This is a genomic window from Actinopolymorpha alba DSM 45243 (genome assembly GCF_000373925.1).
GTDB lineage: Bacteria > Actinomycetota > Actinomycetes > Propionibacteriales > Actinopolymorphaceae > Actinopolymorpha > Actinopolymorpha alba.
In genome coordinates, this window is sequence record NZ_KB892823.1 from 12,642 (window position 1) to 37,069 (window position 24,428).

The window sequence follows — 24,428 nt, forward strand, 5'->3', positions numbered from 1 at the left end:
TGTCCGGGCCGCCGCCTCCGATCAGCGACCAAGGTTCCGCCGGCGCGGTACTTTCGGCTGACGAACCCCGCACGGTCGGGCACCTTGGTCGACCCGCTCTGCCTCGATGACCGATGGTGGCGGCGTCGTCCCGGTCCTACCGTTCGAGCAGTGCGTAGATCCCTCCAGGCGCAAGACATCGGCGCGCCCGCCACGCGGCATCCGCTCGCGCGCGGTGCGGTCCAGCTGAGCGAACGCGCGCTCGCCCCTGATCTCGCCCGCGGCTTCATGCTGCTGCTGATCGTCTCGTCCAACACCGCGTTCTATCTGTGGGCGGCGAAGCACGGTCCGTCCGGATGGCACCCGGTCGAGGGGAACGCGCTCGACCGCGCCGTGCAGTTCCTGATGATCGTCACGCTCGACCTGCGGGCCTATCCGTTGTTCGCGTTTCTGTTCGGCTACGGGATGATGCAGGTCTTCCTGCGCCAGACCGCGGCCGGGACATCCGAGCGGGCGGCGGTGGCGCTCCTACGCAGGCGCAGCCTGTGGCTGGTCGTCTTCGGGTTCGTGCACGCCGCGCTCCTCATGGCCGGCGACATCCTCGGCGCGTACGGCGTGATGAGCCTGCTGCTCGGCTTCTTCTTTCTCCGGCGGCGCTCTCGCACGCTCCTGGTGTGGACCGGTGTGGCCGTGGCCCTCGTCGTGATGAGCATGGCGTCTGGCCTCTGGGCCCTGATCACCTGGCAGTTCGACGGGCTCGGCACCCCGTCCGAAGCCACGACGGTCTACTACGCCTCCGGTGAGGAGAACCCGCTGGCCGCGGCTGGGACGCGCCTCGCGACCTGGTTGTTCGTCACGCTGGGCGGCGGACTCCTGTCGTTCCCGGGGTACGCGATGATGCTGCTCGGGTTCTGGGCCGCGCGACGGCGGATCCTCGAGGAACCCCACCGCCACCTGAGCTCCCTGCGGTGGACCGCGGTCCTCGGGATCACGATCGGCTGGCTTGGCGGACTTCCGGCGGCGCTCACACACCTGGGGCTATGGGACGTCCCGGCGGTCGCCGGCTCCGAAACCGGCCCGCTCCAGCCGCTCCAGCAGGGCACCGGAATCGCCGCTGGTCTGGGGTACGTCGCGGTGTTCGGCCTGCTCGCGCACCACCTGTCGGCCCGGGCCAGCCGAAGCCCCGCCATCGTCGCGCTTGCCGCGACCGGCAAGCGGTCGCTGTCGGCGTACCTCACCCACGCGCTGCTCTTCTCGCCGCTGCTGGCGGCGTGGGGGCTCGGCCTCGGCGCGGCCATGAGCAGCGCGAGCATGGCGGCGTTCGCGGTCGGCATCTGGCTGCTGACCGTCGCGGGCGCGTACGTCCTGGAACGCCGGGGCCGCAGCGGACCGGCCGAGGTCGTGCTCCGGCGCCAGGTGTACGGCCGGGCGACCCGAACGGGGGCCGCGTACCCTGCTCCCGCAGACGTGACGAAACGAACTGCCGCCTCGACCCGCGAGGATGGCGCGGGCGCGTCGGCCGGAAGCGGCGCATCAGCGGGAAGTGGCGCATCAGCGGGGAGTGACACGTGACATCGGATGAACCTCTGCGGTCGGAGCACCCCGCGCGGTCGGACGACCGTCTGCGTTCGACCGAGTCAGTGCGTTCGACCGAGCCAGTACGTTCGGCCGAGTCGGCGCGTTCGACCGAGTCAGTACGTTCGGCCGAGTCGGCGCGTTCGACCGAGTCAGTACGTTCGGCCGAGTCGGCGCGTTCGCCTGAGCCCGCGTCCGCCGAAACCGTGGTCGGGCAGCCGGCGCTGGAGCGGGCCCTGGTGTGGGGCGGGTTTCCCCTGCTCGGCGCGGGTCTCGGCTGGTTCCTCCGATCCATCGCGGAGTGGGCGGCATCCTTTCAGTGGATCCCCCGCAGGGGCCCCATCGAGCTGATCGCATCCCTTCCGGAGGGGCCGGCCGCGTTCGGGGGCCTCGGCCTCGGGATCGTCGCGGGTCTGGTGGTCGCCTATATCGCCAGGCTCGAGTACGCCACGGTCTCGGTCGACGACGCCGCCGTCACCATCACCCGCGGGCAGTCCACGCAGACTGCGCGGCGCTCGGACGTCGGGGTGGTGTTCGTCGACGACAAGCACCTCGTGCTGCTCGGCCACGCGACCGAGGAACTCGCCCGACAGGGCGGGGACATGCCGGACGCCAGCCGGCTCGCGGAAGCCTTCCGGGCGCACGGATATCCGTGGCGTGCCGACGGCGATCCGTACAAGAACGACTATCAACGGTGGGTGGAAGACACACCTGGCCTGCCGGCCGGCGCCGAGGCGTTGTTCAGGGCCCGAGCCCGTGCGCTGGAGAAGGGCGACAAGGACGACATCGCCCAGCTGCGTACCGAACTCATCCGGCTCGGCCTGGTGGTGCGGGACGACAAGAAGCGGCAGTTCTGGCGGCGTACCCGCCCAGCGGTCCCTCCGGAAGCGTGACCCACAGCAGGTCGGGCGTGCCGCGCGTGGCGTCTGCCAGTGTGTACACCTTCTCCAGTGCGAGGCGGGGCATATTCCCGAGGCGTGTCGGCTTCTTTACGGAGACTCCTCTGCAGAGTCCGGGTGACGCCGGTGGCCGATCTCGCATAGTGAGCGGCCTTCAGGGCAGACCATGATCAACTTGCAGAAATCGCCCACCATTCGCGCGAATCGTGGGCGATTTCTACAAGTTGATCATGAACCGGCGCCAGCCGTCCGGTAAGCCATCCAAAATGTGGACGGCTCGAGGGGCGAGGGCGGACTGTCCATCACGAAGCTGCCGGTGGGTTCACCAGGCTCCTGCACCTGGTGAACCCACCACCGCCATGGCGACGTAGGCCGCCTCCACGCGGAGAACCCGCCCGTAAGCCCCCGCGCGCGGTTCTTAGGACCGCGGGACGAGCGCGTCGATCTCGGCGAGTTCTTCCGGCGTCGGCTCCCACTCGGCCGCGGCGGCGTTCGCCTTGACCTGCTCCGCCGAGGTGGCACCCGCGATCACCGAACCACAGCCCGGCTGCGCCGCGAGCGCGCCGATCGCGATCTCGAGGATCGACCTGCTGTGCTTCTCAGCCCAGGCGATGAGCGCCTCGACCCGGTCGAGCTTCTCCTCCGTGACGTACCCTTCCCGGCCAGCCAGCCGGGAGTTCGCCGGGATCGGTTGGCCGCGGCGTACCTTGCCGGTGAGCAGGCCGTTCGCCAGCGGGAAGTACGGCAGGACACCAACGCCGTAATGCTGGGCGGCCGGGAGGACCTCCTCCTCGGCGGCGCGTTCGAGCAGCGACCAGTGGTTCTGGGCCGAGACGAACGGCGTCGTGCCGAGTTCGCGAGCGAGGTGGGCCGCCTCGGCGATCTGCCAGCCGGCGAAGTTCGAGTGCCCGACGTAGCGGACCTTCCCTTCCTTGACGAGCTCGTCGAGCGCCGCGAGGGTCTCGCCGATCGGTGTCAGCGGGTCGGGGAAGTGGATCTGGTAGAGGTCGATGTAGTCGGTACGGAGCCGGCGCAACGACGCCTCGATTGCCCGCCGGATGTACGCGCGGCCACCAGACGCGCCCGCCGCCGGGCCGTAGCCCATGTCGCCGGCGAACTTCGTCGCCAGCACGACCTTGTCACGCCGGCCGCTGAGTACCTCGCCGAGGAGTTCCTCCGATCCACCCTGCCCGCCGTAGATGTCGGCGGTGTCGAAGAACGTGATCCCAGCGTCGAGGGCGGCGTCGACGACCTCGCGGGTACGCGCGAGGTCCAATCGGCCGCCGAAGTTGTTGCAGCCAAGGCCTACCACAGAGACCCGCAGGCCGGACTGTCCCAGTGATCGATAGCGCATAAGCCCGAGCCTACGGCGCCCAGGAACGCGTCAGCCGGCCAGGATCGCGCCGGCGGTGGCCGCACTCACTCGCCGAGACGTCAAGGGAGCCTGCGAGCAGTCCGGCGAGGGAGTGCGGCCACCGCCAACGCTTGGGACGGGCCTTAACGGAGGATTCATTCGAAACGTGGGACATCTGCGACATCTTGTGCCACCTTGTGGATCACCTTTTCGTGACCGAGCCGGCGGCTGACTGAGCCCACAGGTGGCCCGGAGCAGACGGGGACGCCGGCTCGCCGTCGAGCAGCGGCCTACCGCCGGACACCCCGGCGCGTACCACCCGGAAGAAGGAGCGCAGTGAGACTTCGCAAAGCCACCGCGACCGCGGTCACGGTAGCGGCCATTGCCGCCCTGGCCGCCACCGCGGCCGGGATCCCCGCATCGGCAGCACCGCCCGCGGGCGACGTCCCCCCGGCCCGGACCCACGCGCCAGACGACCTCCCCAACCGACACGGCGACAAGTTGCGGGAAACCCGTAAGGCCGCTCTGGAGAAGGTGCTGCGCGGCGAGGCCAAGGTCGAGCGCCGTGGCAAGTCCGACGTCGTACGCGTCGGCAAGAACGAGTTCGCCCAGCTCAGCATGGAGAAGACCGACAAGATCTTCACCATTCTCACGGAGTTCGGTGACCAGACCGACCCCCGCACCGGCGGCGCACCCGGCCCGGTCCGCAACCAGATCGCCGAGCCCAACCGGCAGCGCGACAACACGACGTACTGGACCGACAACTTCGACCGCCAGCATTACCTCGACCTCTTCTTCGGCCAGGACGGCGAGTCGATGTCGACCTTCTACCGCGCGCAGTCCCAGGGCCGCTACACCGTCGCCGGGGACGTGAGCGAGTGGGTGACGGTGCCGTTCAACGAGGCGAGGTACGGCAGCAACAACATCGCCGACGACGACGGCTACTGGAACTACGTCAAGGACACGACGGAGGCCTGGTACGCCGACCAGAAGGCCCAGGGCAAGACCACCGAGCAGATCAAGGCGTACCTCGCGCAGTTCGACACCTGGGACAGGTACGACTACGACGGCGACGGCAACTTCGACGAGCCGGACGGCTACATCGACCACTTCCAGGCCGTCCACGCCGGTGAGGGCGAGGAGGCGGGCGGCGGCGCGCAGGGCGCCGACGCGATCTGGTCGCACCGGTGGTACGCCTTCCCCGACGCCAAGGGCGGCCCGGACGTCAACCCGCGCGGCGGCGTCCCGATCGGCGACACGGGCCTGTGGGTCGGCGACTACACCACCGAGCCGGAGAACGGCGGACTCGGTGTCTTCGCCCACGAGTACGGCCACGACCTCGGACTCCCCGACCTCTACGACACCGCCGGCGGCGAGAACGGCACCGGCTTCTGGACGCTGATGTCGTCGGGTTCGTGGCTCGGCCATGGCGACGACAGCATCGGCACCACACCCGGCTTCATGGGCGCCTGGGAGAAGCTGCAGCTTGGCTGGCTCGACTACGAGGTGGTCTCGCCCGACCGGAGGTCCACGACCGTCCTCGGCCCGGCGGCGGAGTCGACCGCCAACCCGCAGGCCCTCGTGGTGCCGCTGCCCAAGGAGCAGGTCGTCACGGAGTACAACACGCCGTACTCCGGTGCGTACGAATGGTGGGGCGGCAGCGCCGACGGCCTCAACACGATGCTGAAGCGCACTATCGACCTCACCGGCAAGACGAGCGCCGCGCTCACGAGCAAGGTGTGGTACGACATCGAGGAGGGCTACGACTTCCTCCACGCGGAGGTCTCCACCGACGGCGGGGTCCGCTGGACCTCGATCGGCACGCCGCTCACCGGCTCCTCCGGCGGCAAGTGGACCGACCTGAGCTACGACCTGTCGGCGTACGCCGGCCAGAAGATCGTCTTCCGCTTCAGGTACGCCACTGACGGCGGGCTCCACCTCGCCGGGCCGATGCTCGACGACATCGGGGTCGCCGCCGACGGCGCGTCGATCTTCTTCGACGACGTGGAGGGCGGCACGAACGGCTGGACCACCAGCGGCTGGACGAGGTTCGGCGGCACGAGCATGGAGTACAAAGGCACCTACTACCTCGCCGAGAACCGGCAGTACGTCGGGTACGACAGCACCCTCCAGACGGGGCCGTACAACTTCAACCGGCCGATCACCAAGCCTGACTGGGTGCAGCACTACCCCTACCAGAACGGCCTGCTGGTTACGTACTGGAACGAGAAGCAGGAGAACAACAACACCTCCCGGCACCCCGGTGAGGGCCTGATCCTGCCGGTCGACGCCCGGCCAGGTGTGATCCGCTACGACAACGGCACGCTGGCCAACCTGCGGGCGCACGCGTTCGACGCGACCTTCGGCCTGGAGCGGACCGACGCGATCACGCTCAGCCGCGAGGCCCGGAAGGGTAAGCAGGTCCAGGTCATCATGGCCGACGTGCCCGCACAGAAGGCGATCCCCGTCTTCGACGACTCCAAGCCGAACGCCTACTGGAACGCCGCGAACCCGAACAACAGCGTCAAGGTGGCGGGGTACGGCGTCAAGATCGGCGTGACGAAGCAGTCCGCTGACAAGCGGCAGTTGACGGTCGTCGTCCAGCCGGCCCGCTAGCAGGCAATGAGATGAGGGCCACCCTGATCCGAGCTGTTTTGATCAGGGTGGCCCTCAGCACATCCGGAAGCGACCCGAGTTTCCCCCACGCCGAGCCCCAAATGATCACGTTTACGTGGTCATTGCCTGCCTCACACGGCATCGACACCATGCGAAGCGGGTAATGACCACGTATACGTGATCATTGCCCGGCAGCGGGAATGGCAGGATGGCCCCATGGCGCCCGGCAGCGACAGGTCAGTACGCGTCCGAGTCGACGAGCAGGTCCTCGCGCTGTCCAACCTCGACAAGGTGCTGTATCCCGAGACCGGGTTCACCAAGGGCGAGGTGATCGACTACTACACGCGGATCTCCGGCGTACTCCTCCCGCATCTCGCCGACCGGCCACTGACCCGCAAGCGCTGGCCGAACGGCGTCGACCGGCCGCCGTTCTTCGAGAAGAACGCCCCTCGGGGCACGCCGCCGTGGGTCCGCACGGTCACCATCGCCTCGCCCGGTAGCTCGCGTGGGACCGAAGAGGTGGAGTACGTCATCGCTGACCGGTTGGCCACCCTCGTCTGGCTGGCCAACCTCGCGGCCCTGGAGTTGCACGTTCCCCAGTGGCGGGTCGGCCCGTGGGGTGGGGTCCGCCAGCCCGACCTGCTCGTCATCGACCTCGACCCAGGACCTCCCGCGGACCTCGCCTCCTGCTGCGAGGTCGCCCTCCTTCTCCGCGACCTCCTGGACGCGGACGGCCTCCAGGCGTGGGCCAAGACCTCCGGAGCCAAGGGCATGCAGCTCTACCTACCGTTGGCGGAAACCTCCGGGGACGCGACGACGGCGTACGCGAAAAGCCTCGCGGGGAAGCTGGCCCGGCAGCATCCCGACCTGGTGGTGGCGCAGATGACCCGCGCGATCCGGCCGGGCCGGGTGTTCCTCGACTGGAGCCAGAACAACCCCGCCAAGACGACGATCGCGCCGTACTCCCTGCGTGGCGTCGACCAGCCCACGGTCTCCACCCCGGTGACCTGGGAGGAGGTCGAGGGATGTCGCACGCCGGCGGATCTGACGTTCGGCCCCGACGAGGTCCTCGACCGCGTCGAACGTCTGGGTGACCTGTTCGAGGAGCTGGGCTCGACCCGCCAGCGACTACCACCAATGTGACCGACGACACCCGAACGCCGACTCCCCTGAGCGCGCGTCAGCGGCGATGCTGGTTCCCGTCGTGGGGAATGCCAATGGCGGCGCCGGTCCCCTATGAGCCCGTTCACGAGCGGGCTCCAAGCCAACGGGTTCCTCGGAGGAGGCCGCAGTGCGCGGCGTCATCACCGGCTTCGCCGTCATCTGGGTCATCGCCGCGGTGGGTTACCTGATCAGCCGGCACGGAGTCCTCGGCTCCGGGGCGCCCGGCGTCCTGGCCCGACTCGTGTTCTTCGTGGCCACACCGGCGCTGCTCTTCGCCACGCTCGCCACCTCGACGCTGCGGGACCTGCTGACGCGGGCGCTGGCGGCGTTCGTGTTGAGCACGCTCGCCGTCGCCGCCATCCACATCCTCCTGTCCCGACTCGTGTGGCGGCGGACGCTCGGCGAAACCACGATCGGGGCGCTCGCCGCGTCGTACGTCAACGCCGGCAACCTCGGCCTGCCGATCGCCGCCTACGTGCTGGGCGACGTCTCGGTGGTCGCGCCGATCCTCCTCTTCCAGATGATGCTGGCCGCGCCGACCGCGCTCGCGGTGCTGGACGTGGCGACCGGGCAGGGCCGCCCCTCGGTGCGGCAGCTGGCCATGCTGCCCGCCCGCAACCCGGTGATGCTGGCGTCCGTCGCGGGGATCGGCGTCGCCGCCACCGGATGGCATCCGCCCGAGGCGGTACTCCAGCCGTTCACCCTGCTCGGGGCCGCGGCGGTGCCAGCGGCGCTTCTGGCGTTCGGCATGTCGCTGCCGGGAAGCCGACCGCTACGCCCTGGACCCGACGCACCCGACCGGTACCTCGCGGTGTTCCTCAAGGTGCTTGTCCAGCCGGCGTTCGCCTACCTGATCGGGAGGTACGCGCTTGGTCTGGAGGGCCAGGCGCTGCTCGCCGCGGTGGTGACCTCGGCGCTGCCGACGGCCCAGAACGTCTTCGTCTTCGCGACGCGTTACCGCCGAGCGGAGTCACTGGCGCGGGACTCGGTGATGCTGTCGACCATCGCCGCGGCGGTCGCCATCGTCGCGATCGCCGCCTGGTTGGGCTAGGGGCGCGCGAAGCCGACAGTCGTGGAAGTCTGGCTCGAATCGTGCGTCTTGGCATACCACGAACCCCAGATCAGAGTTAGTGTCGTCGCTAGGCCGTGGCCCCAGACCAGGCTCGAGCATGCCCATCCCATCCGGCCAGGCTGCAATCGACCGGATGCCAGTCGAACGCCGTGGCCGAGGAGAGGAGGCAAGCACCATGTCGGACATCGAAGTACCGATCGAAGACACGATCGAGCCCGAGGAGGTTCTGGAGAACGAGGACGAGGAACTCGACATCGAAGCTCCCGAGGCCGACACGGCCGACCAGCACGTCGAGGTCGAGCTCGACGAAGAGGACTACTAGCCGTCCGACCCGCCTTCACGGCACCCGCGGCCACTCCTCACAGTGCAGAACCCGTGCCGGCGTGCCCGCGCATCGGTAAGATCTCGGCCCCCAGAACCCCACAGTGCTCAGAACCCCCCAGTCCCCGTCACGAGGAGTCGAAGTGACGATGTCCGACGTACGCCCCCGGGGTGGACGGCTGCCCCGGCAGGCCCGTCGCGCGCAGCTCCTCGACGCCGCCCGCCAGGTGTTCGTGGCCACCGGCTACCACGCCGCCGCGATGGACGACATCGCCGAACGCGCGGGCGTCAGCAAGCCGGTCCTCTACCAACACTTTCCGGGCAAGCTGGAGCTCTACCTCGCCCTCCTCGACGCCTCCTGCGACGCGCTGGTCGAAGCCGTCCGTTCCGCCCTCGCGTCGACTACCGACAACCAGCAGCGGGTCGCGGCCACCATGGACGCCTACCTCGACTTCGTGGGCGATGAGGGCGGGACGTTCCGCCTGGTGTTCGAGTCCGACCTCACCGGTGAGCAGGCGGTCCGCGACCGGGTCGAGCGGGTGAGTCGTGAGTGCGCCGACGCGATCGCCGACGTCATCCAGGAAGACACCGGCCTCCCCCGTGAGGAGGCGATGCTGCTCGCCGCCGGGCTCGCCGGGCTCGCCCAGGTCACCGCGCGCTGGTGGGTGTCGAGCGGCGGCACCATTCCCCGAGGAGAAGCCGAACGCCTGATGTCGACGCTGGCCTGGCGCGGGATCCGCGGGTTCCCTCGGGCGGACTGACGCCACGGCCCAGCCATATCGAGGCCACCGCAGCGCGGGTGGATCCTCTCGGCTAGCCTCGACAACACCGCCATGAGACGGGCACGCAAGCCCGGTCTCTCCGTCGAGCGGTTTCCACGCAAAAACAGCCTGACATCAGGTTCCTGACCGCCGGGCACCCACCCGCACGGGCAGGAAGAACAGGAAGAGGGGTAACCGGTGGAGGTCAAGATCGGCGTCCAGCACGCTCCTCGGGAGATCGTGCTCGAGTGCAGCGACCGGCCCGATGACGTCGAGGCAGCCGTCAGCAAGGCCCTCCAGAGCGAGGACCGCCTGCTCACCCTGGCCGACGAGCGGGGCCGCCGCATCCTCGTGCCCGTTGACCGGCTCGCCTACATCGAGATCGGCCCGCAGGCTGAACGCCGCGTCGGTTTCGGCGCCATGTGAAGTACCTCCGCCCGCCTGGGCGGAGGTTTCTACCATTCTGGGGCGGGAGCGCCCCCGTCCAACTGGACCGGGGCGCCTCGTCCGATTGGGTCGGGGGCACCCCCGTCCAACATAGCCGTACAAGGGTGCCCCCGACCCAGTACGTCTTGCGATCAGGCCTGCAGGCCCAGGGTCGCCATCCGCTGAGCGTGCTTCTCGGTGAGCCGCGCGAACATCCGCCCGATCGCCGCCAGGTCCATACCCGGCCGGTCGACGCCCCCGACGAGGAGGGCGGTGAGCGCATCGCGTTCGGCCGCCACCCGCTGCGCCTGCGAGAGCGCCTCGCCCACCAAGCGGCGGCCCCAGAGCGCAAGACGCCCACCCACCCGCGGATCCTCAGCGATCGCCCGGCGGACTCGATCGACGACAAAGACGACATGCCCGGAGTTCTCGAGCACCTCCAGCACGAGGGCGCGGGTCTCGGCGTCAACGTACGCCGCCACCTCGCGGTAGAAGTCAGTCGCGATCCCGTCACCGACGTACGCCTTGACCAGACCCTCCAGCCAGTCCGCCGGCGCGGTGTGGCGGTGGAACGAGTCGAGTGCGGTCCGGAACGGCTCCATCGCCGACACCGGGTCGACGCCGAGGTGGTGCAGCCGGTCGCGGAGGCGTTCGAAATGGTGGAATTCCGTGACGGCGAGCGCCGCAAGGGCCGCCTTGTCCTCCAGAGTCGGCGCCATCGTGGCGTCGTCGGCCAGCCGCTCGAACGCCGTGAGCTCGCCGTACGCGAGGACGCCGAGCAGATCGATGACCGCCGGGCGATAGACCGGATCGTCGTATGCCGCGACTCCCGGCGCCTGCTCTGATGCCTGACGCCCCGCGGCAGCCGGTGCCTGCTCCGCCGCCTCGCCAGGGCCTTCCGACTCGCTGCGCTCCATGGGCTGAGCTTAGAGGTCGCCGGCTCCCGAGGGTCAGTGCGGACGGCGCGCGGCCGTGCCCAAAGTGGGGGCGCGAGGTCGGCCCCTCAGGCTCCTGGTGAGAGGCTGGAGACATCGACGGCTAGACTCCGATGCCGGGACGTGTCCCGATATCCGGACAGGGCGCCGTTGCTCACGGGCCGCTGGCCGGCCCGTCCGCGGCGCGGACCCGATCAACAAACGCCGTCTGGCGTACGAACAAGAGGCGAGAAGCTCTGACGACATTCAAGGAACTCGGCGCGCTGCCAGAGATCGTCGACGCGCTCGAACGGGTCGGTATCACCGAGCCGTTCCCCATCCAGGAGATGGCGGTACCCATCGCGCTCACTGGTGCCGACCTGATCGCGCAGGCCCGGACCGGCACCGGCAAGACGCTGGCGTTCGGTGTCCCGCTGCTCCAGCGCATCGTCGTCCCTCATGATCGGGACTTCGCCGACCTGGTCGCCCCTGGCAAGCCGCAGGCCCTGGTCGTCGCACCTACCCGTGAGCTCGCGCTCCAGGTCACCGACGACCTCACCAAGGCGGGTTCGATCCGCGAGGTCCGCGTGCTCACGGTCTACGGCGGGGTGGCGTACGAACCCCAGCTCGACGCGCTCAAGACGGGCGTCGAGGTCGTCGTGGGCACACCCGGACGCCTGCTCGACCTGGCCGACCGGTCCGCACTCGACCTCTCCCATGTGAAGGTGCTGGTCCTCGACGAGGCCGACCGGATGCTCGACCTCGGGTTCCTCCCCGACGTCGAGCGCCTGATCAGGCTCACCCATGAACTCCGCCAGACGATGCTCTTCTCGGCGACCATGCCCGGCGACGTCGTCCAGTTGGCCCGCCGGCACATGCGGCACCCGGTCAACGTCCGCGCCGAGGCGGCCGACGAGAGCCAGGTCGTGCCGGCGACCGCGCAGTTCGTCTATCGCTGCCACGATCTGGACAAGAACGAAGTCGTCGCCCGGATCCTCCAGGCGGAGAGCCGCGGCCGGGCGATCGTCTTCTGTACGACGAAGCGGATGGCGCAGCGCGTCGCTGACGATCTTGGCGAGCGCGGATTCGCCGCCGCCGCGATCCATGGTGATCTCGGCCAGATCGCCCGCGAACGCGCCCTTGAGCGCTTTCGTTCCGGAAAGGCCGACGTCCTCGTCGCCACCGACGTCGCGGCTCGTGGCATCGACGTCGAGGGCGTCACCCACGTCGTCAACTACACCTGCCCCGACGACGACAAGACCTACGTGCACCGGATCGGCCGGACTGGCCGCGCGGGAGCGTCCGGTGTGGCCGTGACGTTCGTCGACTGGCCGGACGTCGCCCGCTGGAAGGTCATCAACACCACACTCGGCCTTCCCTACCCCGATCCGGTCGAGACCTACTCCACCTCTGACCACCTGTTCCACGACATCGGGATCCCGAAGGACGTCACCGGCCAGGTCGGTGCACCTCGAGGGAAGGCCGCCGCCAGGCCAACCGAGGGCGAGGGCGAGGGCGAGGGACGCGAAGGCCGCCGGAGCCGGAGCCGGCGTCGCTCCCGGTCCGCCGACCGGGCAAGCGTGGACCCGTCCGGCAGCGAAGGTGGCGCGAGCGACCACGACGGCGACGAGGAAGCGACGGCGGAGCCAACCCACAAGCGTCGACGTCGCCGGCTCCGTAGCGGTGTCGTGGTCGCCGAGAATGGTGCCCACACCGACGACTCGACTCCCGCGGACGGTCCGGCCACGAACGTCGAGCCGGAGTCGGCTGCCGTCGAGGACGAGTCGGGGGACGCCGAGGCGACAGCAGCGCGCCCGGCACGTCGTCGGCGTACCCGTACCCGCCGCCGGCGAGGCGCCGACGAGGTGGAAGGTGCTCAGGCGGCCCAAGCCGCGGGACTCGAAACCCACGCGGGTTCACCGGCGGGACCAGCGGAGAGCTGACCCCCGATCGAGGGCCCGTCGCGCACCGCTCGCTCAGGTCACGGTAAGCCGTTACGGCAGGACGATGACCGGCGTACCCGGTGGTGCGAAGTCCCAGAGCGCCTTGGCATCTGGGCGAGCCTGGCGTACACACCCGTCGGACAGCGACTGGCCAAGCTGGTCAAGCGTCTGGACGGGCTTGTCGTTCGAGATGCTGATCGGGATGTCGTGGAAGCCGATGGCGGCCGTCTTGCCGAAGGTGAACGTCACCATGTACTGCATTCGTTCGGTGCCGTGGTAGCTCGTGGTGTGGCGGCGGGTGCGGATCACGTCGTAGGAGCCGGCCTCCAGTTGGCCGAACTTCGTCCCTGACACCAGATAGGTGCGTTGGACCGAGTCGTTGGCGTTGACGAGCCAGACCCGGTTGGCCTTCAAGGCATAGACGACGCGCTTGCCACTCCCGGTGTCGAGGTCAGTGGGCAGCGTGTCGTCTGCGCCTGACCCCGGGGTCGCATCGGGGGTCTCCGTGGGCGCGGGGACCGGATCGGGAGTCTTGGACGACCCGGCATCCCCGCCGTCGGAGGTGGGGGTCGGCTCGGCGCGTCCGGAACGGTCGGCCACGGTCCTGGTGCGCTCGCCGATGTTGGAATGGGACGCGCTCGCGGCCACGGTGACCGTCTGAACGGGCAGGATGCCGACAGCCCCGAGCAGCGCTACGAGCACGGTGAGAGCCGAGGAACCAGCGGCCACCAGGCGCCACCGTCGTAGACGCGGACCAAGCCGCTTCTCGACGTGCCTCATCGAGTGGCCCCATTTCTGGTACGTGTCGTCTGGCGCCGCGTCATTCGTGACCGGCTGGTTGTCACCGAACATCGTAAGGGTTCCGTGACCCGCCGAGTTTCGGCCTCACGTGTGATGAGCCCACGACACCGCTAGCGTGAGGCGCATGAGTGAAAGCGCATGGGGGGTGTCGCGCATGAGCGAGCGCAGCGAGCGAATCGTTCAACACAGCGTCTTGGGCGCCTCATGCGCGCCCGGAGCGGAGCGAGGACGCGCATGAGCACGCCGAGGTCTCTGGAGATACCGGACGGTGTTGACAACGGCCGCCTCGTGACCTCCCGGGGGGAGTTCGCCACGCTGGAGGCGAGCCCGCCTGGTTGGGAACCCGCCGATGCCGATTCCGCGGTCCTTCTCCTGCCTGGATGGACGGGGAGCAAGGAGGACTTCCTCGCCCTCCTGCTCCCGCTCGCCGCGGCGGGGCGCCGGGTGGTCGCGGTCGACCAGCGGGGACAGTACGAAACGCCTGGGCCGGACGACGCGTCGGCGTACACGCTGGCGGAACTCGGCCTGGACGTGGTTGCCCTCGCCCGCTCCTTGAACGCCGGGTCGGTCCACCTGGTGGGGCATTCCTTCGGCGGCCTGGTCGCCCGCGCGGCGGTGCTCGCCGATCCGAAGGTCTTCACGTCCGCCACGCTGCTGTGCTCCGGACCGGCGGGCATGCCGGGCCCGCAGGCGGATCTGCTCCGCCTCATGGTCGAAGCGATTCCGAGCCAGGGGCTCGCCGCGGTCTATGCCGCCAAGCGTGAGCTCGAGCGCATGAACGGCCTCGCCGACCCGCCGGCCGAGATCGAGGCGTTCCTCGAACGCCGGTTCTGCGCCAACCACCCGGTCTCGCTCACCGAGATCACCCGCCAGTTGGTCGACGCACCTGACCAGGTCGATGAGCTCGCCGCGGTCGGGGTCTCCACCCTGGTGGCGTACGGCGCGAACGACGACGGATGGGCGATCGACCAGCAGCGGACAATGGCCGAGCGGCTCGGCGCACCTCGCGCGGTGATCTCGGAGGCCGGACACTCGCCGGCCGTCGACCAGCCCGAGGCGACGGCGCGTCTGCTGGAGGAGTTCTGGACCGCGGTGGTGAGCGGGCAGGCTCAGCCAGTCGGAAACAACGCGCCGTAGGCAATGAAGCCGAGGCCCCACGCGACGAGAAGGTAGAGCCAGCCCCGGCCAGCCTTCTCGTGCTTCCACCCGAGGACGCTCAGGACGACAACAGGAACGAGCAGGATGAGGCTTGGCGGCAGGTCGCCGTTGGACTGCCCAAACGCCCACAGCCCGGCCGCCACCGCGAAGATGACTGTCACGCCGCCGAGAAGTTTGCGCGGCTCTCCCAACAGGCGAAGCAGATCCATGTGATTACCGTAGGCGCCGGATCACGCCCAGGCGAGCCCTGGCGCGCCGAAGATCGCGGCGCGCGAGGTCGCGCGGAAAGCGAGACCTGCCGGTGGGGCTCTCCTAGCCGATCGCCGCGTCAAGACCCTCCCAGGGTCGCCGGGTGGCGTACGCCGAGCGGCCTTCGGGGCAGTGCGCCGCGAAGTCGCACCATTGGCACTGCGGACCCGGCCGGGGCGGAAAGACACGGTCCAGGTCTGTGCGGGAGAGGCCTTCGGCATAGGCGTTCTCGGCGTCTGCCGCCTCCTCGCCCAGCTGGTCGGCGCGTTCGAGATGGCGCGCGAGTGACTCCTCGGTGTGCTCCCACGACACCACGGCACCGGTGGGCAGGTGATGCAACTCGACCCGGCGGCACCGCCGACGCAGAGTGCGGGCAGCGGCGGCGGCGTACACCGCCAGGGCGAGCGAGGTGCGCACGTCGGCAGTCGTGAGGGTGCGCCGGCCCGTCTTGTAGTCGACAACGACGAGTTCGACCGCGGGGACCTGCGCACCCGTCGAGCCCGGAGCGGGCACCACGGCCTCGTCGTCGTCTGGGGTGGGGAGCCGCTCGTCGATCCGGTCGATCCGTCCGGACAGCGCGAGGCGGGGTGTGGTCAGCGCGACCGTGCGCTCCACGCCGATGGGTTCGTCGCTCGGATCGAGGCTCTCGACGTAGGACTCCACCAGTTGCCGGGCGTGCGTGCGCCAGCGGGCGCTCTGGGCGTCGTCGCGGAAACCCTCGTTGATCCAGGCCCGCTCGAGGATCTGGCCGGCGGCTTCGGGCGTACGGCGTTCGACGGGGAGGCGCCACCACGAGGCCAGCGCCGTGTGCACCGCGGCACCCACGCTGTTGTGCGCCCACGGCGGGCCCTTCGGCAGTGAGGGCCGGTCGAGGTAGGTGAAGCGATAGCGACGCGGGCAGTCGAGCCATCCGAGCAACCTCGTCGGCGTCGCCCGGAACAACCTGCGCGGCATCGCCTCGAACCCGAGCTGCTGCGGTGCGCTGTGCTGAATGATTCGCTCGCGCTGCTCACTCATATGCCCATCCTGCCAACCCGCACCCCCACGGGCTCGCCGCCGGGTCGGGCATCCGCCACGGTTACGGCAGGAAGGGCTCCGGCGTCGCTCGCCCGGACCGCTCGGCGTTGGCGCGCGCCCGCTCCAGCAACCTCGCGAACTCCCCCTCGTCGGTCGTACAACACCCCAGGTCGTGATCGTTCTTGCCGGCACCGTGGTGGTCACTGGACCCGGTGACCACCAGGTCGAGGTCGCGGGCCAGCCCGCGCAGCTCCTGGCGGACGGCGTCGTCGTGGTCGAGGTGATCGACTTCGAGGCCGGCGAGACCGGCGTCGGCGAGTTCGCCGATCACGCTGTCGGTGAGGACATATCGGCTCCTGCGGCCACGGGGATGGGCCAGGACGGATGCGCCGCCGGCCGCCACGACCCGTCCCATCACCTCGGCCGGCTCAGGCGCGTACCTCGTGACGTACGCCGGCTTCCCCTCACTCAGCCAGCGGTCGAAGGCCTCCCGCCGATCGGCCGCGTACCCCGCGGCGACCAGCGCGTCGGCCACGTGCGGACGTCCGAGCGACGTCGCGGCCCGCGAGGTCGCGGCGACGTCCTCGGGCGTGAGTTCGATGCCGAGTGACTTGAGGCGCTCGAGGATGTGGGGGACGCGGGCGTTGCGGCCCTCGCGGATGCGTTCGAGCATCGAGCTGAGCTCGGCATCGGTAGGGTCCGGGAGGTACGCCAGCAGGTGGACGCTGGTCCCCGCCAGCCGGCACGAGACCTCCGCGCCGGGTACGAACCCGATCCCGCACTGCTCGGCCTCGGCGCGGGCCTCGTCCCAGCCGGCGAAGGTGTCGTGGTCGGTGAGCCCGAGGACGTCAAGGCCCGCCGCGGCCGCAGCACGAACCAACGCGGCCGGCGAGTCGGTCCCGTCCGAACAGCTCGAGTGCGTGTGCAGGTCGATGCGCACCAGTTCTCCAGCCAACGAGGGCGGCGTTCCACCCCGTCAGACGCGCACCGACGCTGGCGCACGTCCGGCGTGGAACATACGAGACGCGAACTTTGCCAGAGAGACCTTAGTGGCCCGCGCGAGAAGTTCCATGGCGGCGACCCGCCTCTCAGGTTGTGCGCAGGCGCGGTGTGAGGGCGCCGTACGGCAGGAGGTCGACCTCGTGCCCGAGCGCGCGGACGTCGGCGAGTTCGATCGGTTCGACGACGAGCGCCCCGGCCGTCTCAGGAAAGAACACCAGCCACAGCCACGACGCCGCGGCCTCACCGGCGTACACCGCCCGGTCAGACGGCGCGCCCGCCAGCCAGAGGGACGTGGGACGCCCGTCGGCCTGGACCTTCGCCACGGGGGTGCCGTGGCCGAACGCCTCGCCGGGGTCAGGTCCGGCGATCCCGGCGTACCGCGCACCCAACCCCACGCCCATCTCCTCGGCCACGAGGATCAGCTCGCCCGCACCGCCCAGCGGGTTGGGGCCCGAGCAGGCCACCACGGTGGCGCGCACGCCCTCGACCTCGCTGCCCACGTGACCGACACCGGTGATGACCCACCCGTGCGGGAGGGGCCAGGGCAACCACACCGGCAGGTGGGTACGCGCGGCGAGCCAGCGGACCAGCTCGGGCGAGGGTTGGACGAACGGATGGAGCGGTGGGACCGGCCCGTGGACCGGACAGACCCAACTGGCCTCCCACGCCGAGGGAGGCCGCAACGATCTGTTACATCTCGGGCAAACCGCGTCGCCCCTCATGCGTACGACGCTCCTCCGTCACCCGGCGTGAAGTCAAGGGCCAGGCGGGACCGCGGCCACTACGTGCGAGGAGCGCACGCGGCACTCGCGGTCCCGCGTTCGTAGGCTGGCCGGCATGGCAGGTCCGCGGGTTCCGTGCGTGGGTGCGGTCATCCTGGATGACGATGGCCGGCTGCTCCTCATCCGGCGGGGCCGACCACCCGGAGTGGGGCTGTGGTCCCTGCCGGGCGGACGGGTCGAGGCGGGCGAGTCGGATCCTGGTGCGGTGGCCCGGGAGGTGGCCGAGGAAACCGGGCTATGGGTGTCGGTGGGGCGGCTGCTCGGCACCGTCGAACGCCCTGGACCGTCGGGTGAGACGTACGTCATCCGCGACTACGTCTGCTCAGTGGTCGGCGAGACCCTGCGCGCCGGAGACGATGCGACCGACGCCCGCTGGGTCGCGCCTGCGGATCTCCCGCGGCTGCCGACGACCCCCGGGCTTCTGGAGGCGCTGACCGGCTGGGGCGTCATACCGCTCCAGCGAGACGAACGATGATCGGGATTCCTTGATCACTGGTACCCCCACTCATGCCACGATTGCCCGCATGCCTTCGAGTCGCCGTTCGTTCCTGACCGCGGGTGCCGGAATCCTCGCGGCCGGCGCCGCAGGGGTCGGGCTCGTCGAGTCCCGCCTGCTGCCCGGACGGGTCACGCTGCACACCGCGCTGGGCCTCACCGGTCCTGACGGCAGCGTTCCCCGCACCCAACCCGGACCCCGGGTGACCCGGAAGTTCACCTCACCGGCCCGCCAGGGCCAGCAGGTCACCTGGTCCGCGTCCTATCCACCGGGAAGCGAGACCAACGCCCGACTGCCGGTGGTGCTGGCCCTGCACGGACGGGACGCCGATCATCGGTTCGCGTTCGACGACCTCGGGCTCGACAGGTTCGTCGCCGCCGCGGTCGCGGAATGGCCGACGCCGTTCGTGGTGGTGTCGGTCGACGGGGGCGCGGCAAGCTTCTGGCACCGGCGCAAGAACGGCGACGATCCGCAGTCCATGATCCTCACCGAACTCCTCCCCCGGCTCGCCGACCGGGGCCTGCGCACCGAGAAGATCGGGCTGATCGGTTGGTCGATGGGCGGCTTCGGTGCCCTCCTGCTGGCCCAACGCCGCCCCGACCGGGTGGCCGCGGTCGCGGCGGTGAGCCCCGCGCTGTGGCAGGAGTACGCCGACGTCAGGCCGGGCGCGTTCGACAGCAGGACGGACTTCGAGGCCAACAACGTCTACGCCGACCAGGCGGCGCTGCGCGGAATCCGGGTTCGCGTCGACTGCGGCCGCGACGATCCCTTCGCACCGGCGACGCGCGCCTTTGTCGAAGGGCTCCATCCGCGTCCCACTGGCGGCTTCCAGCCGGGGGCCCACACCGGTGGGTACTGGCGCCGGATGGTGCCGGACCAGCTGGCATTCCTCGCCTGGAACCTCTGAACGGACCACTCACGTCCCGGCTGGCGCACGCTGGTTCAGACCCCGCGGGTTGCCTGCAGGCGTTCCTTGAACTCCTCACCAAGCTGCGTCTTGCGCGTCAACGCTCGACCGGGTCCAGAAGCGATCTCCTCAAGGTTTCGCGCTGCGAGATCGACAGGTCTGCCCGCGATGTGAGACAAGGTGGGCGTTGTCTCACATTGTGTACACCTTCTGTGGTGCGAGGCGGGGCATCTCTCCACCAGGCAAAGCAAATTTGCCTAGTGAGGTGGGGACTTGCCGGGTGAGGTCCGCCAAGGGTGTACGCAATGTAAGACAAAGCCCTGGTTTCTCACTATTTGATACGGCCGCGTGTACGCCATTTGAGACAGCCATCTCACGCGGCAACTCCCCACGAAGAGTGCTGAATTCACCTTGCCCGGTGGGGACTTGGCGCGAAAGGTCCTGCTATCTCACCCACTGGGCCGGTAGGTGGCTCACGGACCGGACAACCTGGGACCCAAGGCGGGCCGGCGGGTCAGGCGTTCCACTTTCGTAGCGCAGGCGTCTCGCGTTCCCAACCCAGCACGCTCACCGTCGCCACGTCCAGCGCCAGAAAGGCCCCGTCCCGCGGCGGCTTGCCGATCCAGCGCGCGGCCAGCACCCGCAGGATGTGCCCGTGCGCGAACAGCAGCGCCCGGCTGCGCACGTCCCGGCGTACCCGCTCGATGATGAGGTCGGCGCGCGCGGCCACCTCGGCCGCCTTCTCGCCACCCGGAACCGGATCGGTCCACAGGCTCCAGCCCGGAACCCGCTCCCGGATCTGCGCGGTCGTCAGCCCTTCGTAGTCGCCGTACCTCCACTCGTGCGCCGCCGGCTCGACCTGCGCCCGGTCACCGAACCCCGCCAGCCGGGCCGTCTCCCGCGCGCGCCGCAGTGGGCTGGTGAGCACCAGGTCGAACGGCGTACCAGCCAGCCGGTCACCCAGCGCCAACGCCGCCCGCTCACCATCCTCGGTGAGGGACAGGTCGGTCACGCTCGTGTGCCGCCCGGACCTGCTCCACTCGGTCTCGCCGTGCCGAGCGATCCAGAGCTGCGGCCTGGTCTCCCCCACCGGCACCTCCCCCATCAGCGCCTCACAGGTTGCCGGTCTGCAGTGCGAGCCTGGCGAGCAGGTTGCGAGCTTCGTCCGCGTGCTTGGGTTCGCAGAGGACGTCGTAGGTGCCGGCGACGACCTGCGTCCGGGAGGTGAAGTCGCGGTGGCCGCCGGTCGCGCGGTAGGCGAGCCAGCCGAAGATGACGCCGAACAAGGCGCCGATCACGATGCCGAAGATCACCAGGAAGATCGCGCTCGCTCCGCTGCGGGCGAACAGGCTCAGCAAGATACCCACGAACAGGCCCCACCAGGCGCCGCCGCCCGCGCCGATCGCGATCGCCCGCCCCTGCGTCAGACGGCCGGTGACGCGCTCGACGAGCTTCAGGTCGCTACCAACGATCGTGACGTTCTCGACCGGGAAGTTGTTGTCAGACAGGAAGTCAACTGCCCGCTGCGCCTCGACGTACCTCGGATAGGAGCCCACCGGCAGTCCGGTCGGTGGCTCGGGAAGTGGATGTGGCAAGGACATCGCTGACCAACCTTCCTCGAAACTCGAACCGCACTCGGTGGACCGAGTGTCAGCCGTTCTCGGTTACTCGGCGTTGCGGTCGTCCTCCTTCGAGGATGCCCCAGGCAGCCGGATTTGACGCTGCTAAACTTGCCGGGGTCGCTCCGTCCGTACCCTTGGTGCTGGACATCCAGCTTGGTCATCTTCGGGATGGATGCGACTTCTTTCTGCCAACGTCGCCCTTGCGTGGGGCCTGGCGCCGAGGAGGTGGTCTGGGTGAAACCTGGCTATCCACCGAGTACCCCCGTCCTCCGACGCCGTCTGGCCCCGATGCGGTAGCCGCGCGATCCGGCTCCACCCGGCTGGCCTGGTCCAGTACGGCCTCGGAGGACCTCCGACCGTTCACCTTCGGTGGACACCATCGGTTCCGAGCCCTGGACCAGGAGGTCGTCGATCATGGCCGCGCCCACCACCCACGTTCGCCCCGCCCGCAACGCCGTCCTGACTGGCCGGAGCGCCCGCGCGATGATGCGCGCGATCCGGCGCCGCACCACCCAGGCGGGGAGACCGGTTCCGGAGCCCCGGGTTGCCCCGACCCCCGAGTCGGCGATCGTCGACTGGGCGTTCTACCGCGAGGGCAAGCGCCAGGAGGACGTGACGTCGTACGCCGATGCCGTCCGCAGGGCTCGGCGAGGTGGCGGCTTCGTGTGGATCGGGCTGTTCGAGCCGACCGAGAGCCAGCTTGCCGGGATCGCGGACGAGTTCGACCTGCACCCGTTGGCGGTCGAGGACGCCGTCACCGCCCACCAGCGCCCCAAGCTGGAGAGGTACGACGACTCGCTGTTCGCCGTGTTCAAGACGGTGCGCTACTGCCCGCAGGAGGAGCTCACCGCCACCAGCGAGGTCGTCGAGACCGGTGAGGTCATGGTCTTCGTGGGGGCGGAGTTCGTCGTGACCGTCCGCCACGGCGACCACAGCGAGCTGGGGCAGGTACGCCGCCAGCTGCAGGACAATCCCGAGCAGCTCGCACACGGGCCCTCCGCGGTGCTGCACGCCGTCGCCGACCGCGTCGTGGACGACTACCTCACAGCCGTCGACCGGCTCCAGGACGACATCGACGAGCTGGAGATCTCGGTCTTCTCCGCGCGGGGAGCCCGCAACGTCGGGCGGGTCTACCAGCTCAAGCGCCAGGTTCTCGAACTCAAACGGTCCGTCGCGCCGCTGGCCGTCCCCCTCCGCCAGCTCGCCGAGCGTCCGGTCCGCATGGTCGCGCCGGAGATCCGGGAGTATTTCCGCGACGTCGAGGACCACCTGACGCGGGTCCGCGAGCAGGTGGCGGCATTCGACGAACTCCTGACCTCGATCCTGCAGGCCAGCCTCGCCCAGCTCACTGTGGCCGAGAACGAAGACATGCGGAAGATCTCCGCGTGGGTGGCGATCCTCGCCGTACCCACGATGATCGCGGGCATCTACGGCATGAACTTCACCCACATGCCGGAGACCGACTGGCGGTTCGGCTATCCCGCCGTCCTCCTGCTCATCCTGACGATCTGCGTGGTCCTGCACCGCTACTTCAAGCGCAACGGCTGGCTCTGATCCGCTGGCCCGCCTGGGCTTTGCGGGCGCCTCATCGGGAGTAGCCGAGCCGGTCCATCGCGGCCACGTTCTCCGGTTGGGCCCAGAAGAGTTCGTGCAGGTCGTCCGGCAGCTCGTCTCGATGGCTTCCGGTCATCCCCCGCCGGAAGAACCCGTCGTCGACCCGCCGGAGTTCGGCGAACGACGGGATGGCCGCACCCTCGATCGGCCTCAGGTCGGGCGCCACCCGCGCCATGGCGGTCAGGGCGTACGTGGCGGGGTCGCGGACCAGATCCTCGTACCGCAGGAGGATCCGCTGGGGTGCGGGCGGGTCCAGCCAGCTCAGGACGTTCCGGCCCCAGTTACCGGTGCCAGTCGTGCCCGGCCGGAGGATGTGCTCGCGCACGCTCGCCCGGAACCGCGCGTCAACCTCCTCCGGGGATTCCCCGGGTTGCCGCGGAGTGTTCAGCCGCGCCCATGACACCACCGAGTCCCGCCCGTCACGGACGAGACAGATCGCCGGGTGGTCATCCTCGCGTTGCCGATGGGTCTTGACGAGGTGGACCTCGCCGGCCTCCGCCATCTGCCGCAGCTCCGCCGGCCGCTCCTGGAAGCCGATGAGGTCCCCTCCCACCCGCTGCGCCACGCCATCCACGTCGTAGACGACGTACGTCGGCACCCCGAACAAGCGGTTCACGACAATGCGAAGAAAGGTGTTGCCCGATCGGGGATAGGAAGCGAGCCAGACGATCACGCCGCCAACCTAGCGTGCGTCTGGTCTCAGCGGTGCCTCAGCCGAGGACGATGCGGACGGCGGTGTTCCGGTAGCCGGCCCGCGTGAAGGCCGCCGCCATCGGGGTGTTGCCGAGATCCGTGTCGGCCGCGATCTCTTCTTCAGCGCCACTGGCGTCCGCGAGCCGCCAGGTCATCTCGGCGAGCAGATCGTCGACGTACCCCCGCCCGCGCTGTTCGGGCACCACCCCGATGTAGCCGATCACCGGGAGCGCGTGGTTTCGGGCCGGGACGATCAGACCGACGAGCTCACCCTCGGGGGTGAAGGCAAGCTGCCACCACTCCCGCGGCGACGGGAACCAGCGCAGGTCCTCCAGCTGGATACGCGCGGCCTGCTCTAGTCCGTGCCGCTCGACGTCGCGCCGGCTGTGCGCGTCGAGCGTCCCGTCGAGGAGACGGCGCAGCACCTCGACGAACTCCGCGTCCTCGACCGGCCGGAACACCAGCCGGTCCGTGCGCTTCGGCAGCCCGTCCGCTCGCGACCAGCGGTAGCTGAGGCGCTCGACGAAGAACGACAGGCCGGCGCGTTCCGCCGCGGCAATCCGATCCTCGGCGGCTACCCTGACATCGGGAGACTCCCGCCAGCCGACCGGCAGGAACAGGTGGTACGCCGGCCGCTCCCCTTCAGACGTACGCAGTTGGTCGTGTGCGGCGGCCAGCAGACGCGCACCGACCTCGATGCGGTCGGGTTCCGCGCCGGGGTCGAACCAGTCGAGCGCAACGGGGTCGGCGTCGTCGGGCCCTCCCCACCAGGCGGCCCGGGCGACCACGCGGTCGCCGCGCAGCGCCACCCAGGTCCACTCGGGGCGGTACTCGCGCCTAGCCGCCGTGTCGGCGTACGTCCTGCGTGCCTGCATGCCGACACCAGGGACGGACGGGGTGTCGTAGGAGTCGAAGAGGTGGGATTCGCCGTCCTGGAGTGGACGGACAACAAGGTTGGACATGAACTCTCCGGAGGTGAACGCCCCCGGGTCCCTGACGGAACGACCTATGCCGCGCCTCGTCCGGGCCGGGAGCTGAGCGTCACAGTGCTGAACATCTGCTC

Annotated in this window: 24 protein-coding genes; 13 read left to right on the plus strand and 11 right to left on the minus strand. The window is 69.7% G+C overall.

The annotated features are described in order from the left end of the window. Positions 1-150 precede the first annotated feature (150 nt). Positions 151-1,551, plus strand: a complete 1,401-nt coding sequence (locus B141_RS0136910; protein WP_020580192.1) for a DUF418 domain-containing protein — start codon at positions 151-153, stop codon at positions 1,549-1,551. After that, positions 1,548-2,447, plus strand: a complete 900-nt coding sequence (locus B141_RS44885) for a YqeB family protein (RefSeq protein WP_020580193.1) — start codon at positions 1,548-1,550, stop codon at positions 2,445-2,447. The genes B141_RS0136910 and B141_RS44885 overlap by 4 nt, the downstream gene beginning before the upstream one ends. Before the next feature lie 424 nt (positions 2,448-2,871). Here B141_RS44885 and B141_RS0136920 read toward each other — a convergent pair whose 3' ends face one another. After that, positions 2,872-3,807 (minus strand): aldo/keto reductase, encoded by a 936-nt coding sequence (locus tag B141_RS0136920; RefSeq protein ID WP_026257921.1) that lies wholly within the window; start codon positions 3,805-3,807, stop codon positions 2,872-2,874. Between the two features lie 336 nt (positions 3,808-4,143). On the opposite strand from B141_RS0136920, the gene B141_RS0136925 reads away from it, so the two are divergent. From B141_RS0136925 to B141_RS0136955, 6 genes are all read left to right on the plus strand, one after another. Beyond that, a complete protein-coding gene (locus B141_RS0136925) occupies positions 4,144-6,423 on the plus strand; it encodes an immune inhibitor A domain-containing protein (RefSeq protein ID WP_020580195.1) in 2,280 nt (759 codons plus the stop codon). Between the two features lie 216 nt (positions 6,424-6,639). Beyond that, the gene (gene ligD / locus B141_RS0136935; protein WP_020580197.1) at positions 6,640-7,566 is read left to right on the plus strand and encodes a non-homologous end-joining DNA ligase; all 927 of its coding nucleotides are present in this window, start codon (positions 6,640-6,642) and stop codon (positions 7,564-7,566) included. Between the two features lie 148 nt (positions 7,567-7,714). Then, positions 7,715-8,638 (plus strand): AEC family transporter, encoded by a 924-nt coding sequence (locus tag B141_RS0136940; protein WP_020580198.1) that lies wholly within the window; start codon positions 7,715-7,717, stop codon positions 8,636-8,638. Between the two features lie 196 nt (positions 8,639-8,834). Next, positions 8,835-8,981 carry a hypothetical protein gene (locus tag B141_RS50145; protein ID WP_020580199.1) on the plus strand — a complete coding sequence of 49 codons (147 nt, stop codon included), beginning with the start codon at positions 8,835-8,837 and terminating at the stop codon, positions 8,979-8,981. A gap of 148 nt (positions 8,982-9,129) precedes the next feature. Continuing rightward, positions 9,130-9,741: a TetR/AcrR family transcriptional regulator gene (locus tag B141_RS0136950; protein WP_040423327.1), complete on the plus strand. Its 612-nt coding sequence runs from the start codon at positions 9,130-9,132 to the stop codon at positions 9,739-9,741. A gap of 198 nt (positions 9,742-9,939) precedes the next feature. Next, a complete protein-coding gene (locus B141_RS0136955) occupies positions 9,940-10,167 on the plus strand; it encodes a DUF3107 domain-containing protein (RefSeq protein WP_020580201.1) in 228 nt (75 codons plus the stop codon). A 152-nt stretch (positions 10,168-10,319) separates the two neighbouring features. Here B141_RS0136955 and B141_RS0136960 read toward each other — a convergent pair whose 3' ends face one another. Beyond that, entirely contained in the window at positions 10,320-11,084 is a 765-nt protein-coding gene (locus tag B141_RS0136960) for a ferritin-like fold-containing protein (protein WP_020580202.1), read from the minus strand. Between the two features lie 131 nt (positions 11,085-11,215). On the opposite strand from B141_RS0136960, the gene B141_RS44890 reads away from it, so the two are divergent. Next, positions 11,216-13,024, plus strand: coding sequence for a DEAD/DEAH box helicase (locus B141_RS44890; RefSeq protein ID WP_020580203.1), 1,809 nt, complete (start codon positions 11,216-11,218; stop codon positions 13,022-13,024). A 51-nt stretch (positions 13,025-13,075) separates the two neighbouring features. On the opposite strand, the gene B141_RS0136970 is transcribed toward B141_RS44890, so the two are convergent. Further along, positions 13,076-13,876 (minus strand): L,D-transpeptidase, encoded by an 801-nt coding sequence (locus B141_RS0136970; RefSeq protein ID WP_020580204.1) that lies wholly within the window; start codon positions 13,874-13,876, stop codon positions 13,076-13,078. Between the two features lie 183 nt (positions 13,877-14,059). Here B141_RS0136970 and B141_RS0136975 point away from each other — a divergent pair, with 183 nt between their 5' ends. Further along, positions 14,060-14,962, plus strand: coding sequence for an alpha/beta fold hydrolase (locus B141_RS0136975; RefSeq protein ID WP_020580205.1), 903 nt, complete (start codon positions 14,060-14,062; stop codon positions 14,960-14,962). Here B141_RS0136975 and B141_RS0136980 read toward each other — a convergent pair. The 4 genes from B141_RS0136980 to B141_RS0136995 form a co-directional block, all read right to left on the minus strand. Continuing rightward, on the minus strand, positions 14,935-15,192 hold the full coding sequence (locus B141_RS0136980) for a hypothetical protein (RefSeq protein ID WP_020580206.1): 258 nt from the start codon (positions 15,190-15,192) through the stop codon (positions 14,935-14,937). The genes B141_RS0136975 and B141_RS0136980 overlap by 28 nt on opposite strands. Before the next feature lie 103 nt (positions 15,193-15,295). After that, positions 15,296-16,249: a RecB family exonuclease gene (locus B141_RS0136985; protein ID WP_020580207.1), complete on the minus strand. Its 954-nt coding sequence runs from the start codon at positions 16,247-16,249 to the stop codon at positions 15,296-15,298. Positions 16,250-16,310: 61 nt separating this feature from the next. Continuing rightward, entirely contained in the window at positions 16,311-17,189 is an 879-nt protein-coding gene (locus B141_RS0136990; RefSeq protein ID WP_020580208.1) for a PHP domain-containing protein, read from the minus strand. Between the two features lie 148 nt (positions 17,190-17,337). Next, entirely contained in the window at positions 17,338-17,973 is a 636-nt protein-coding gene (locus B141_RS0136995; RefSeq protein WP_026257922.1) for a DUF6758 family protein, read from the minus strand. 115 nt (positions 17,974-18,088) lie between these two features. Here B141_RS0136995 and B141_RS0137000 point away from each other — a divergent pair, with 115 nt between their 5' ends. After that, positions 18,089-18,508 (plus strand): NUDIX hydrolase, encoded by a 420-nt coding sequence (locus B141_RS0137000; protein ID WP_026257923.1) that lies wholly within the window; start codon positions 18,089-18,091, stop codon positions 18,506-18,508. Between the two features lie 49 nt (positions 18,509-18,557). Next, positions 18,558-19,436, plus strand: coding sequence for an alpha/beta hydrolase (locus B141_RS0137005; protein ID WP_020580211.1), 879 nt, complete (start codon positions 18,558-18,560; stop codon positions 19,434-19,436). Positions 19,437-19,950: 514 nt separating this feature from the next. Here B141_RS0137005 and B141_RS0137010 read toward each other — a convergent pair. Next, the gene (locus B141_RS0137010) at positions 19,951-20,526 is read right to left on the minus strand and encodes a histidine phosphatase family protein (RefSeq protein ID WP_020580212.1); all 576 of its coding nucleotides are present in this window, start codon (positions 20,524-20,526) and stop codon (positions 19,951-19,953) included. Between the two features lie 22 nt (positions 20,527-20,548). Then, on the minus strand, positions 20,549-21,037 hold the full coding sequence (locus B141_RS0137015) for a YflT domain-containing protein (RefSeq protein WP_020580213.1): 489 nt from the start codon (positions 21,035-21,037) through the stop codon (positions 20,549-20,551). A gap of 435 nt (positions 21,038-21,472) precedes the next feature. Here B141_RS0137015 and B141_RS0137025 point away from each other — a divergent pair, with 435 nt between their 5' ends. Continuing rightward, positions 21,473-22,612: a magnesium and cobalt transport protein CorA gene (locus B141_RS0137025; protein WP_020580215.1), complete on the plus strand. Its 1,140-nt coding sequence runs from the start codon at positions 21,473-21,475 to the stop codon at positions 22,610-22,612. A 31-nt stretch (positions 22,613-22,643) separates the two neighbouring features. Here the strand turns inward: B141_RS0137025 and B141_RS0137030 are convergent, their stop codons facing one another. After that, the gene (locus B141_RS0137030; protein ID WP_020580216.1) at positions 22,644-23,345 is read right to left on the minus strand and encodes a sulfotransferase domain-containing protein; all 702 of its coding nucleotides are present in this window, start codon (positions 23,343-23,345) and stop codon (positions 22,644-22,646) included. Between the two features lie 37 nt (positions 23,346-23,382). Next, positions 23,383-24,327: a GNAT family N-acetyltransferase gene (locus tag B141_RS0137035; protein ID WP_020580217.1), complete on the minus strand. Its 945-nt coding sequence runs from the start codon at positions 24,325-24,327 to the stop codon at positions 23,383-23,385. Positions 24,328-24,428: the final 101 nt, after the last annotated feature.